General features: G+C 31.1%; 10 protein-coding genes. 8 read left to right on the forward strand and 2 right to left on the reverse strand.

The features are described from left to right. Positions 1-8: 8 nt before the first annotated feature. From QWY99_RS11340 to QWY99_RS11355, 4 genes are all read left to right on the forward strand, one after another. On the forward strand, positions 9-1202 hold the full coding sequence (locus tag QWY99_RS11340; protein ID WP_290265084.1) for an aspartate aminotransferase family protein: 1194 nt from the start codon (positions 9-11) through the stop codon (positions 1200-1202). A 273-nt stretch (positions 1203-1475) separates the two neighbouring features. After that, entirely contained in the window at positions 1476-2873 is a 1398-nt protein-coding gene (locus QWY99_RS11345) for a tetratricopeptide repeat protein (RefSeq protein WP_290265086.1), read from the forward strand. Further along, positions 2873-3622: a shikimate dehydrogenase family protein gene (locus QWY99_RS11350; protein ID WP_290265088.1), complete on the forward strand. Its 750-nt coding sequence runs from the start codon at positions 2873-2875 to the stop codon at positions 3620-3622. Before QWY99_RS11345 ends, QWY99_RS11350 begins: the two co-directional genes overlap by 1 nt. 526 nt (positions 3623-4148) lie before the next feature. Further along, positions 4149-6155, forward strand: a complete 2007-nt coding sequence (locus QWY99_RS11355; RefSeq protein ID WP_290265090.1) for a DUF349 domain-containing protein — start codon at positions 4149-4151, stop codon at positions 6153-6155. Positions 6156-6334: 179 nt separating this feature from the next. Here QWY99_RS11355 and QWY99_RS11360 read toward each other — a convergent pair whose 3' ends face one another. Both QWY99_RS11360 and QWY99_RS11365 read right to left on the reverse strand, forming a co-directional pair. Beyond that, the gene (locus QWY99_RS11360) at positions 6335-8683 is read right to left on the reverse strand and encodes a hypothetical protein (RefSeq protein WP_290265092.1); all 2349 of its coding nucleotides are present in this window, start codon (positions 8681-8683) and stop codon (positions 6335-6337) included. Then, a complete protein-coding gene (locus tag QWY99_RS11365; protein WP_290265094.1) occupies positions 8640-9770 on the reverse strand; it encodes a hypothetical protein in 1131 nt (376 codons plus the stop codon). The genes QWY99_RS11360 and QWY99_RS11365 overlap by 44 nt, the downstream gene beginning before the upstream one ends. A 111-nt stretch (positions 9771-9881) precedes the next feature. Here QWY99_RS11365 and prmA point away from each other — a divergent pair, with 111 nt between their 5' ends. The 4 genes from prmA to QWY99_RS11385 all read left to right on the forward strand — a co-directional run bounded on the left by prmA (position 9882) and on the right by QWY99_RS11385 (position 13057). Next, positions 9882-10718 (forward strand): 50S ribosomal protein L11 methyltransferase, encoded by an 837-nt coding sequence (prmA, locus tag QWY99_RS11370; protein ID WP_290265096.1) that lies wholly within the window; start codon positions 9882-9884, stop codon positions 10716-10718. A 35-nt stretch (positions 10719-10753) separates the two neighbouring features. Further along, positions 10754-11029, forward strand: coding sequence for an ATP-dependent Clp protease adaptor ClpS (locus QWY99_RS11375; RefSeq protein WP_290265097.1), 276 nt, complete (start codon positions 10754-10756; stop codon positions 11027-11029). A 69-nt stretch (positions 11030-11098) separates the two neighbouring features. Continuing rightward, positions 11099-12370 carry a sterol desaturase family protein gene (locus QWY99_RS11380; RefSeq protein WP_290265099.1) on the forward strand — a complete coding sequence of 424 codons (1272 nt, stop codon included), beginning with the start codon at positions 11099-11101 and terminating at the stop codon, positions 12368-12370. Positions 12371-12379: 9 nt separating this feature from the next. After that, on the forward strand, positions 12380-13057 hold the full coding sequence (locus tag QWY99_RS11385; protein WP_290265101.1) for a lysoplasmalogenase: 678 nt from the start codon (positions 12380-12382) through the stop codon (positions 13055-13057). Positions 13058-13134 lie beyond the last annotated feature (77 nt).

The raw sequence follows: 13134 nt of genomic DNA on the forward strand, positions 1-13134 counted from the left end.
GAAAAAGAATGAATCCCGATTTTATAAAATACCAAGCACAAACTTCACCATATCCATTAGGAATGGAAGTTTCACACGCCATAGGTTCTTACATATACGATACCAATAATAAAAAATACCTAGACTTTGTAGCAGGAGTTTCTGCTTGCACGTTAGGACATCAACATCCAAGAGTAAACCAAGCGATTAAAGATCAGTTAGACAAATACTCGCACGTAATGGTTTACGGAGAATACTCTCAAAGTCCAGCCGTAGAATATTGTAAGCTAATGGCTTCACTCCTACCTGAGTCACTAAATAAAACGTATTTGGTAAATTCAGGAACCGAGGCAATCGAAGGAGCTTTAAAACTAGCTCGAAGAACAACAGGACGCAGTCAATTAATATCGTGTTATAACGCTTATCACGGTAACACAATGGGATCCATGAGTGTTATGGGATTCGAAGAGCGCAAACAAGCCTTTAGACCTTTAATTCCAGATGTAGATTTTATCACCTTCAATAACGAAGAAGATTTACAAAAAATAACTACCAAAACTGCCGGAATCATATTAGAAACAATTCAGGGAGGTGCCGGATTTATAGAACCATACGACAACTTTTTACAAAAAGTACGTAAACGCTGTGACGAAGTTGGAGCTATGATGATAGTCGATGAAATACAGCCAGGATTTGGTAGAACCGGAAAACTTTTTGGTTTCCAGAATTACGATGTCGTTCCTGATATCGTCGTTATGGGAAAAGGAATGGGAGGCGGTATGCCTGTAGGTGCATTTACGGCTTCGGCTGAAAAAATGGACTTGTTAACAGAAAATCCTAAATTGGGTCATATAACCACATTTGGAGGACATCCTGTCATTGCGTCAGCCTGTTTAGCAACTTTGAAAGAAATTACTGAAACTAACCTAATGGCTGAAACATTAGAGAAAGAAAAGCTAATCAGATCACTTTTGGTACACCCTTTGATTAAAGACGTTAGAGGAAGAGGATTAATGCTTGCGGCCATGACAGAAAGCGCCGAAATAACAAACGAAGTTATTTTAACCTGTCAGGACAAAGGCCTCATTTTATTCTGGTTGCTGTTTGAAGGATGTGCGATACGCATTACACCTCCATTAACAATTTCTGAAGAAGAAATAAGAGAAGGTTGCGCCATAATCCTAAATGTAATGGATGAAATTTTAAGCAAAAAGAATAATTAGAAGCTTTTTCCAGCTATTCGCTATATCTTTTTATTTTTTAAAGAAAAAAAACAAAAAGGATACCGCTACTATCTGGGCTAAAGCATATCGTTGACAATAAAATAGTTATAAATAAAAACATAATGCGTTTTTTTAAAAAGAGCTGTGTCTAAAAACTGCTCGCATACACTACGAATATTGTTAATTAAATTGTTCACAACAATTCCTTCTTTCCCCACATAACAAAAACATGTTGCCTAATTTTATAAAAGGCTAATATCAAAAAAATACAGTATGCAATTAAGCAACGAAGAAGAAGATTATAACCTATCCCTATCCAAATTTGAGTCAATGTTAAAAACTAACAAAGTACTCTTTTTTGATTCAGAGGAATTTGAAGAGATTATCCTTCATTATCTGGACATAGGCAAGGCTAATTTAGCAAAGAAAGCCTTAAAACTTGCATTAGACCAACATCCAAAATCTACAGGCTTAAAATTAGTTCAAGTAGAGATGCTAGTGTATGACGACAAACTCGAAATAGCTGAAAAGCTTTTAAATGAGTTGTACGCAATCGAACCCAACAACGAAGAAATTTACATCCAAAAAGCAAATATATATTCTAAAAGAGACCAACACGAAAAAGCGGTTGAACTGCTTAAAATCGCTTTGGAATACACAGATGATTTTGCCGATGTGTACAATTTAATCGGTATGGAATATCTTTTTATGGACAATCTTGAAATGGCAAAAGAAAGCTTTATCAAATGTCTAGAAGAAGATCTAGAAGACCAATCGGCATTATACAACGTAGTTTATTGTTTTGAGTTTTTAGACCAAAACCAAGAAGCTATCGCTTATTTAAACAAATACATAAACAAAAACCCCTATAGCGAAATCGCTTGGCATCAGCTAGGACGTTTGCATTATGGCGTAAAAGAATATGAAGATGCAATTCGTGCATTTGATTATGCAACCTTAATCGACGATGAGTTTCTAGGCGCTTTCATGGAAAGAGCCAAAGCATTCGAGCGTTTGAAAAAATATGCAGAAGCGATAGAAAGCTATAACCGTACCATCGAACTAGATGATGCAACTTCGTATGCATTGTTAAGAATAGGAAAATGTTACGAAAGACTAGGCAATAAAGCATTAGCATTAAAATATTACAACAAAACAGTTCACGAGGATCCTCTTTTAGACAAAGGGTGGATTGCTATAACTGATTTTTATGTACGCCAGAAAAACTTTCAAAAAGCGTTGTTTTTCGTCAATAAAGCATTGGCTATCGACAATCAAAATCGTTTGTATTGGAAACGTTATGCAACGATAAACAAGCAAATGAACTTTTTTGAAGAAGCAGAATTTGGCTACCGAAAAGCAGTAGAATTTGGTGATCATTCACTTGACACTTGGTTGTTTTGGGTAGATATACTTCAATTTTTAGGCGAGTTTGAAAGCGCTATACAAACCTTATTACAAGCGTCTGAATATTTCCCTGAAGAAAACGAAATCGAATACCGTTTGGCTGGACTATATTTTATGACACAGGATAACACAAAAGCAAAATTCCACTTAAGCAATGGATTACGATTAAAATTTGATAATTACATCTTAATCGAAGACTTATTTCCTGTAGTTTGGACAAAAAAAATGGTACAAAATTATATTGAAAAACATAAAAAACAATAATGATTCATAATTTTAAAAGACGTTTTGGCTTGTTAGGGAAAAACATTAGTTACTCTTTTTCAAAAGGTTATTTTACCGAAAAATTCAACGACGAACATTTTAAAGGATGTAGTTATGAAAATTTTGATATTCCTGAGATCAATCAGTTTACGACGTTAACAAAAAGTAATCCTGATTTGAAAGGATTAAACGTAACAATTCCTTACAAACAACAAGTACTACCCTTTTTAGATAAATTATCAAAAAAAGCTACATTAATCGGTGCTGTAAATACTATCAAGTTTACCAAAAAAGGAAAACTAAAAGGATACAACACCGATTATTATGGTTTCAAAAAATCATTAAAACCTTTATTAAAGTCACACCACAAAAAAGCATTAATTTTAGGCACAGGTGGCGCATCAAAAGCTGTTGCTTTTGCTTTAAATGAATTAGATATACCGTACACATTTGTTTCTCGCGAAGCCAAGGAAAATTGCATTGACTATAATCAAATTAATGCTACGACTTTTGATAATTATCAAATTATAATCAACAGCACTCCAGTCGGTACAAGTCCGAACATAGAAGCTTGCCCAGCAATTCCATATGAGTATTTCACAAAAAAACATATTGCATACGATTTAATATACAATCCCGAAGAAACTACATTTCTTAGAAAAGCAAAAGAAAATGGAGCCACGATAAAAAATGGATACGATATGCTTATTTTTCAAGCCGAAAAAGCTTGGAAGATCTGGAATAAATAAAAAAAAACAAAAAAATATTTAAAGACTACAATTACTCCAATTGTAGTCTTTTTTATTTATAGTTAATAGTTCTAAGTTTTTAAAGAGAGAATAATAGTTTAGTGAAACACAACTTAATTCTCCTTGAGCTACGTCATTTCAATTCATCGAACACCTATTATAGCTAATAAAAGAATTGAATAAAATTATTTACTATACTATACTATAAAGCAAAAAAACAAATTGTTTAATCCAAATCTTAAAACGCAAGAAAGAAAAACAAAAAAAAATAGATCTAAACATCATCAGGCAATTGTAAAACGCTTTTCAATTAAAAAAACTACATTAAAACCAAGTTTATTCAAATAAGCCAACATATTTTTAATATTCTATATAATCTTTAATTGCTTTTAAAACCTCATAAACAATCATTTAACAAGAATAGTAAACTTAAACACACTATAAATAAAGGATTTATTTTGTAGTTCGGAACACCTTTAGTATCTTTCGGTCTAGATTTAAAGTAAAAACCTTAAACATTGACAAAATGTTAGAAGAAAAGAACGATAACCTGCAACAGGCAGATGGAAAATTAGAAATTGAATCTGCAAATTCTACTGAAAACAATCAAACTGTTTCAGTTGAAATTAATGAAACAGAAACTGCTATATCTGAAAACACAATAGCTTCTTCTGAAGAAGAATTATCAGATAAAGAAAATGTAGTTGAAACTCAAAATCAGACAGCACTAGATGCAATTACCAATTCTAATGCCGAAGAGAGTGAAGATGAAACGCTAAAAGAGCGTCATGACCTTCCGATGCATGATTATAATACTTTTTCGCTAGACGAACTAGTAGCGGAACTAAAAAAATTAGTTTCGTCAGATAAAGTTATGTCTGTAAAAGAGCATATTGAAGAAATCAAAAAATCGTTTTTACTACAGTACAATCATCTTATCGAAGAAAAAAGAGAAGAATTCAATGCTGAGAATCAAGATCCAAACGAGGAATTTCAATACCATTCTCCATTAAAAACAAAATTTGATGAATATTATAACATATTCAGAGATCATAAAAATGCACACTTTAAAAGCCTACAAACTAATCTAAAAACGAATTTAGAAAACAGATTAGCAATTGTTGAGGAATTAAAAGAGCTTATTAACCCACAAGAAAACATCAAAGACACTCTTAAGCATTTTAATGAATTGAGAGAAAGATGGAAAAATGCAGGTTCTATTCCAAAAGACAAATACAATCACGTTTGGAATAACTACCATTTTCATGTAGAGAATTTTTATGATTATTTACATTTGGATCGCGAAGCAAGAGATTTAGATTTTAAACACAATCTAGAGCAAAAACAAAAAATTGTTGCTCGTGTAGAAGAATTAGTAAACGAAGCTGATGTAAGCAAAGCATTTAGAGAATTACAAGATTTACATAGAATCTGGAAAGAAGATATCGGGCCTGTTTCTAAAGAACACCGTGATGAAATATGGAATAAATTTAGTGAGTTAACTAAAAAAATTCATGACAAGCGCGAAGTTTTATTCGAAAGTATTAGAGGTTCTGAACTTCAAAACCTAGAAGTTAAGAAAAATATCATTTCACAAATTGAAGCTCTTGCCACCGAAAAAGTAAACACACATTCTTTATGGTTGCAACAAATAGAAAAAGTAGAAGCTTTACGTTCTGCATTTTTTGCAGCAGGAAAAGTTCCTTCAGATGTAAATGAAGCTACTTGGGGTGCATTTAAAACTGCCGTTAGAAACTTTAATACTTTTAAAAACTCGTTTTACAAAGACATTAAAAAAGATCAAAACGACAATTTAAACAAAAAAATGGCTCTTGTTGCCAAAGCCAAAGAGTTACAAGAAAGCACCGATTACGAATCGACTACTCCTGTAATGAAAAAAATACAGGAAGAGTGGAAACAAATTGGTCATGTTCCTAGAAAATATTCAGATAAAATCTGGAAAGACTTCAAAGATGCTTGTAATAGCTATTTCGATAAATTAAAAGAGCATAAAAACGAAGAGAATGGAGACGAGGTTGCTGCATTTGATAACAAAAAGGCATACTTAGAAACCATCCGTGAATTTCAGCTTACTGGTGACCACAAAACCGATCTTGACGCTATAAAATTACACATCGAGACATGGAAAGGTTTCGGAAAAGTACCATTCCCTAGACGTCACATTGAAGGTAAATTCAATAAAATTCTAGATGCGCTTTTTGAAAAATTAAGCTTAAGCAAAAAAGAAACTGAAATGATTCGTTTTTCAAACAGAATTGATACTTTATCAGAAAGTAACGATACTAGAAAATTAGACAACGAGAAAATTTTCTTAATGCGCAAAATTGAAGAAGTTCAAAATGAAATTTTCCAATTAGAGAATAACATTCAGTTCTTTACCAATACAAAAAATGCTAAGAAAGAAAACTCAATAGTTCTTGAAGTTCGCAAAAACATTGCGCTACACAAAGAAAGTCTTGATGTTTGGAAAGAAAAATTACACCAATTAAGGAATTTAGACGCAAACAACTAAACTCTACACCATTTCAAATAGAAAGAGCGATAATTCATTTTATCGCTCTTTTTCGTTTTATATTGTCACAAAATAACTCCAGTAGTTCATCACGATTACATATTAACTCGAGATACTTACCTCCCACTACATTAAAACCAATCTACTTGATTTGTAACATGATCATTTCAATAATTATTCTAATTTATAAATGCTTTTAAAAGCGGGCAATTATATTGTTTAAATGTATTTGTTGTACTGTAAACACTATAAAAATCCGTTATTTCTTTTCCTGTCTTAAAAGCAGCACGTTCTTCAGCCGAAATAGCAAAATCTCTATAATAATCATAATAATTACATTCAAAAATCATCAAACTTGCCAATGCTTTGTCTTCTCTATTTTTTGACATCTTCAATGCCTTTTCATAATACATTTTAGCCAGCGTACATCTATAATAATTTGAATTTTGATACATCATCTCAGCATCATAATTATTCTCTCCATAAACATAATCTGAATACGTTTGTCTATTGCCATAAGATGACCAATCGTAAGCGAGCATCATCCAAGAATTCCCCCAATAAGAGACATTAAAATAAGCATGTCCTAATAGTAAGTTGCTTTTAGCTGTGTTTTCTTTTTTTAATTCAATCAATCTAGCTATAAATTCAGCTTTATTAAAACGATAATTAAATTTTCTCTCCCTCTGTTTTTGTAACACTTTTGGAACAAACGGGTCCTCATTTAGATAATACTTATATTCATAGTTATTCTGCCAAAAATTAGCTGGCATACTAGCATATATTTGATAGGCTACTGCTAAATTATTTTTCCTAAAAGCAATAGTTCCCTTTACATCTTTATAATAATTTACATCTGGTGCAATTGTTCCAGCACAAATATATTTTTCAAACGGTGTTTTATCCTCTTTTTGATATAATGCAATCAAATTGTCCATATCTTCCAGAGTTGCATATCTTTCAAAATAACCTGTATACTGATAAAAAGATGGAGTATAATAATACCAAGAATCTGGAGCTTCTTTCTTAAGGTTAGATTTTAAAAATAATAAACCTGCAGTTGCCTTATCTCCTTGCTTAGAAAACTCATTACTTGCAATTTTATATAGACTATATAAATTCTTAAGCAAACTATTGTCTTTTTCGACCAAGTTTTCTATCGCATTAAAATGATTAAAAAGATTATTTTGGGTGTTTTTATCCTGTAAATTATCTTGTTTTAAAGCAACAAGAGCCAATTGGATATTTTTTTGCAACTGGATTGAAGCATTTGCTTTATCAGAAATCATAGCTACATATTTTTTTCCGAGCTCAATTTTGTCATCTATAAAACACAATTGTGCAATTGCCGATGAAATAAAATCTTTTTGTTCTCCTGAAACCTTAGGCTGAACAGTTATCAAAAATTGCCTTAATTCTTTTAAGTAGAAGCTGTCTTTATTAAAATTATCTGTTTTAGCCTTTTCATAATTATCATACCAGCTCGTTAAATCAGTACTTATTGCCGGAATCTTACTAGCAGAATACTTGGGAGTAAAAATCCAATCTTCTAGTTTATTAATCTCTCTTTGAACCAAAAAACTAAAATAAATACTATTGGGGTCTACCTTATAAACTTGTTTTATAGTGCTTAAATCTGGAGCAGGATTTCGCAAGCTTTCGATAATCAAAATCATGTTACGTTCTTCATCATTTTTTGCCAAACTCAACGTGGCAGCTGTTTGCTTAAAATTATAATGCTGCATCACTGCAAATGATTTATCATCACAAGAAGCAAAAACTTTACTCAATAAATAATTTTGAAGAGGAAAATCATCGAGACATAATGCTTTATAATACAAAGCCCAAGGTTCTAAAATTGTATTTTTATTATTTGCAAAAAAAGTATCGTATAAACGAATTACTTCAGTTTTATCTGTGCTATAAAAACGATCTCTCAGAATAAGAAATGCATAACGCTGTTTTAAAAAAGGATCTTTAGCTGATGAAATTTTTTTATTATAATCGCCTAACGCAACATTATTTACATTTTCCTGATAGCTGTTAATACTACTCCAGGATTCCCATTTAGAACTTGGTACATTATTATACTCTAACTTTTTAGCAAATAATAGATAATCTAAAAAAGGTTTATTCTTAGAAAGCAACAAAGTTGCAATAAAAGTATTTTTAGCAAAAGTATGTTTTAATGTTTTGTTTTGATATGCTTCTTGAAATTTATCAGAGTCTGTTTCATACAGTATTTTATAAATATCTGCTGTGGTAACATTAGTCCCTATTTTTCTCTGCCATTCTAAACAGTTTAATTCCTGATCTTTATTGGACACTTCACTAACTTCGTGATAGTTATTAGCCGAATAACAAAAATAGTGTAGTTTTAAAAAACCATTTCTTTCTGATTTAAACAAGGCTAATCGACTCGCTTCTGCTGATTCTTCCCATCCACAAGCAAACGAAATCTGAAACGCAAATAATAAAACAATACTACTGAAAACGCGCATAATATTCGGATATGTTCTTAGTTCCATAATCATGGATGTATTTTTTATCAAACGAGAAGAAAGTAACCTTTGTTTTATTATTAAATGGCACTCTATTCTTTATAATCGAAATCATTTTGTTAATTTCTTCATCCGAAATTTTTTCGATCCTTATTTCATCACCATTACGCAAATACGTTTGCCCAACTAAAACGTCATCTTGGAGAACATATTTATTAGCTGCTATCTTTTTGAATCTTGTACTGTCTTTAATAAATTCCTGGTAATCTGATACAATCCCCTTAAACTGATTTCCTCGAAAAACGACTGACCAACTATATAATGGTAACGCTATATCCAAATCGAGTTCATAATCACTATGTGTAATGTATCTTTCTAATTCATCGCTTGTTCCGATAGAGTTTTTAGTCTCATAATCGTTAGGACTTGATAAATTGTAGCACATCAATAATCCACTATCAACTGGAGGAACGCCCGCTTTTTCAGAATATTTGTACTGCCACAATCTTATGGTCGCTGACAATTGGCAATTTTTCAAATCTTTTTTCAACTGCTCTAACAAATAAAAATAATTCTCTTTTGATTTTTCTGTCCAATCACAATCAATTAAAATTTCGCTAAAATCAGGTTTTAACTTAGCTAATTCTATTGCTTTTATAGAATCAAAATTCAACGATTTTTTTGAATCTCTTTTTGGAGAATATACTATATTACTCGCACGTTTATATGCTTTATCATCATTATACCTTAGCCCAATTTCATATATTCTTTTCTGAATTCTTTTGGCTAAACTATCCAACTGTTGCTTACTTGCCTTTAATATCACATTATTAGTAATAAAAACACTTGGCGTAATTTCTAAATTACTTTCATTTAAATCCAATTGATTTATAGTTGCAACTGGAAGTGGTTCTTGTGTATACGGATTCCAATCCACATCAAAAAACCGAACATACATATGTTTTACATTTAAATTCTTACAAACAGAATCTTCTTCTTGACCAAAGTAAGCGTTTGTTTTCCAATAACAAAAAGAGCGAATCACTTCTTGTTTATTAATACATCCAGAGCTATTTACTACTACGAATAGTAATACTATAATTAAGCTTCTCATTTTTTTATAATCCTTACAATTTTTAAGCTAAAATACAGCATAATATGACAAGGTTATTCATTTTTTTAAACAATTTCAAATTTCGATTATTACCTTTGCAAAAAAAAAAACATGTCAAACATTTATATTGGGTATCACTTTACGATTGAACCTAAAGAATTAGGATCAGAAATACTAATTGCTGAATTAGGCGAGAAAGCATTTGAGAGTTTTACCGAAACTGAAACTGGGATTTCTGCATTTGTACAAAAAGATTTATGGGATGAAGCAATTCTAGAAGGTATTCATATTTTACAATCGGATGAATTTAAAATTGAGTATACATTTGAAGAAATAGAGCAAGTTAACTGGAATGAAGAATGGGAAAAAAACTTCGAACCTATTGATGTTGATGGAAACTGTCATGTTCGTGCTCCTTTTCACCCAAAAACAAATGCTGAATTTGATATTGTAATCGAACCAAAAATGAGTTTTGGTACAGGTCATCACGAAACAACTCATATGATGATTCAACATTTATTAGAAATGGATGTTAATGGAATGAAAACCTTAGATATGGGTTGCGGAACTGCTATTTTAGCTATTCTAGCCGAAATGAAAGGTGCTCAACCTATTGATGCTATTGACATTGATAATTGGTGTTATTTAAACTCAATAGAAAACGCAGAACGCAATAATTGCAATCACATTACCGTTTATGAAGGTGATGCAGCTTTGTTAGCAGGAAAAAAATACGACTTGATTATTGCTAATATCAACCGTAATATTTTATTAAACGACATGCAAAGCTATGTTGATTGCTTAAATCCAAAAGGAACTTTATTATTAAGTGGTTTCTATGAAGAAGACATTCCTTATATTGATGCAACTTGCACAGAAAAGGGCTTAAAATATGTTAAAAAATTTCAAAGAAATAATTGGGTTTCTTTAAAATACGTAAATTTGTAGTTAATTAGTTACGAAATTACAAAAGCTGAATAAAAATGAGTACTAAAGAAAAAGTAAAAGAAAGAGTTCGGGAAAAAGAATCAATATCTTTTAACAACGAAATCATTGTATATAACGATGATGTAAATACTTTTGATCATGTAATAGAAACTTTAATTCGCGTGTGCAATCATACACCTGAACAAGCTGAACAATGCTCTTTGATTGTTCATTACAACGGAAAATGTACCGTAAAAACGGGATCAATAGATAAATTAAAACCACAATGCACTCAACTTTTAGAAGCTGGATTAAGTGCAGAGATAGTGTAAAAAAATTATCAATAATTTAAGAAATAGTGTAATTTATTCTATATTTGAATAAAATACACTATTTTTTTTATGGAAGAGTACGGGAAAATATTAATTATTGCAATGCCGATTTTTTTATTACTAATTATAATCGAAAAATCTTATGGTTTATACATAAAACAAGACCATGTACCACTTATAGATAGCGTATCTAGTATAAGCTCTGGAATTACAAATTCAGTAAAAGACATTCTAGGTCTTACCATTACTTTCATTTCGTATGAATGGCTAGTTTCTAAAATTGCTGTTTACCATATAGAAAACACTATTATTACCTATATCGTTGGATTTATTGTTATTGATTTTTATGGTTATTGGAGCCACCGCCTATCCCATCAAATCAACTTTCTTTGGAACAAACATGCTATTCATCATAGTAGCGAAGAATTTAATCTTGCTTGTGCCTTGCGCCAACCCATTGCTAGTTTTGTTAATTTATTTACTTTTTTACTAATACCAGCTGCCCTACTTGGCGTTCCAGCAACTGTAATTGCTATTACACTACCACTGCATTTATTTTTACAATTTTGGTATCACACCAAGTATATCAAAAAAATGGGTGTTTTAGAACATATCTTAGTTACTCCCTCTCATCACAGGGTTCATCATGCCATAAATCCTGAATATTTAGATAAAAACCATTCACAGATTTTTATATTCTGGGATAAAATTTTTGGTACTTTTCAGGAAGAATTAGAAACTGTACCGCCTGTTTTTGGTATTACGAGACCTGCAAATACATGGAATCCTATTCGAATTAATTTTCAGCATCTCGCATTAATGATTAGTGATGCATGGCGTGCTGAGAATTGGAAAGATAAATTTACTATTTGGTTTAAACCAACCGGCTGGCGACCTGAAAATTTTGAAGAAAAATATCCCGTAAATAAAATTACCGACGTATATAATTATGCTAAATACGGTACTGATAATTCTACAAAACTTATCTATTGGTCGATTACTCAAGTTATGATAACCCTTTTATTTGTAAGCTATTTATTTAGTAACATTGCCAAGATCGGTTTTCCAAATATCTTTTATTATGGCTTTTTTATTTTTATCACTATCTACAGTTATACGGAACTAATGGACAAAAATCGTTTTGCTGTTTTATGGGAAAGCTTACGATTAGTAACTGTTCTTGCAATTATTTATTATTTCGGAGATTGGTTTGGTCTGAACGCAGTCTTTCCTTTTGGAAATATTGTTATTATCGGATACCTTATTATTTCCTTATTAATCACGATTTATTTCGTGAAAATCGATTTCAAAAACACAAAACCTGTTCTGGTAAACTCTTAAATACAACCTATGAAAAGCCCTTTATTCTTAAAAATCTACCTTGGTTTTAGTTTATTTTATCTTTTAATTCTTCTTTTTAATCTTGAACATATTGCCTGGTATCTAAAAGGATTACTTCTTCCCATTTTATGGCTAGCGGTTTATTTTTCTGGTGATTTCCCATCTAAAAAAATACTGCTTGGTGCTCTCTTATTTTCATGGATAGGCGATGTTATTTTATTATTTGCGCCTATTGCCGAAATCTATTTTATACTAGGTTTAGTAGCATTTTTAATATCTCACGTTATTTATATCATTCTGTTTAACAAACAAAATAGATCAGATGTGGTAAAAAACAAAGGTGCTTTTTACATGGGTTTATTAGCTATTTTGATTTATTTAACATCAATGCTTACCGTATTACTACCAAAACTAGGTGATTTACAAGTTCCTGTAATTGTTTATGCACTAACAATTTCTACAATGCTTTTACATGCATTTAGAGGTTACTTAGTTTGGAATAAACCTGCTAACACTTATATATTTGTTGGAGCTATTATTTTTGTACTCTCTGATAGTATCTTGGCAATGGATAAATTTTACGAACCTATTGATAAAAATTCGTTTTTTATAATGCTAACTTATCTTATGGCACAATATCTGATTGTAATTGGTATCTTGAAACTGAATTCAATTAAAACGAAATAGAAACAAGCTTGCAGTTAATCTGATTTTACTAATTAGCTAATTAAAGAAATCTAAAAATAATTTAAGAGTGCTCCGGC

The organism is Flavobacterium branchiarum (assembly GCF_030409845.1).
GTDB classification, from domain to species: domain Bacteria; phylum Bacteroidota; class Bacteroidia; order Flavobacteriales; family Flavobacteriaceae; genus Flavobacterium; species Flavobacterium branchiarum.

Bases quoted from the DNA above. Each gene is read 5' to 3' on its own strand.
- QWY99_RS11340 (WP_290265084.1), top strand. From the start codon at position 9: ATGAATCCCGATTTTATAAAATACCAAGCACAAACTTCACCATATCCA.
- QWY99_RS11345 (WP_290265086.1), top strand. From the start codon at position 1,476: ATGCAATTAAGCAACGAAGAAGAAGATTATAACCTATCCCTATCCAAA.
- QWY99_RS11350 (WP_290265088.1), top strand. From the start codon at position 2,873: ATGATTCATAATTTTAAAAGACGTTTTGGCTTGTTAGGGAAAAACATT.
- QWY99_RS11355 (WP_290265090.1), top strand. From the start codon at position 4,149: ATGTTAGAAGAAAAGAACGATAACCTGCAACAGGCAGATGGAAAATTA.
- QWY99_RS11360 (WP_290265092.1), bottom strand. From the start codon at position 8,683: ATGGAACTAAGAACATATCCGAATATTATGCGCGTTTTCAGTAGTATT.
- QWY99_RS11365 (WP_290265094.1), bottom strand. From the start codon at position 9,770: ATGAGAAGCTTAATTATAGTATTACTATTCGTAGTAGTAAATAGCTCT.
- prmA (WP_290265096.1), top strand. From the start codon at position 9,882: ATGTCAAACATTTATATTGGGTATCACTTTACGATTGAACCTAAAGAA.
- QWY99_RS11375 (WP_290265097.1), top strand. From the start codon at position 10,754: ATGAGTACTAAAGAAAAAGTAAAAGAAAGAGTTCGGGAAAAAGAATCA.
- QWY99_RS11380 (WP_290265099.1), top strand. From the start codon at position 11,099: ATGGAAGAGTACGGGAAAATATTAATTATTGCAATGCCGATTTTTTTA.
- QWY99_RS11385 (WP_290265101.1), top strand. From the start codon at position 12,380: ATGAAAAGCCCTTTATTCTTAAAAATCTACCTTGGTTTTAGTTTATTT.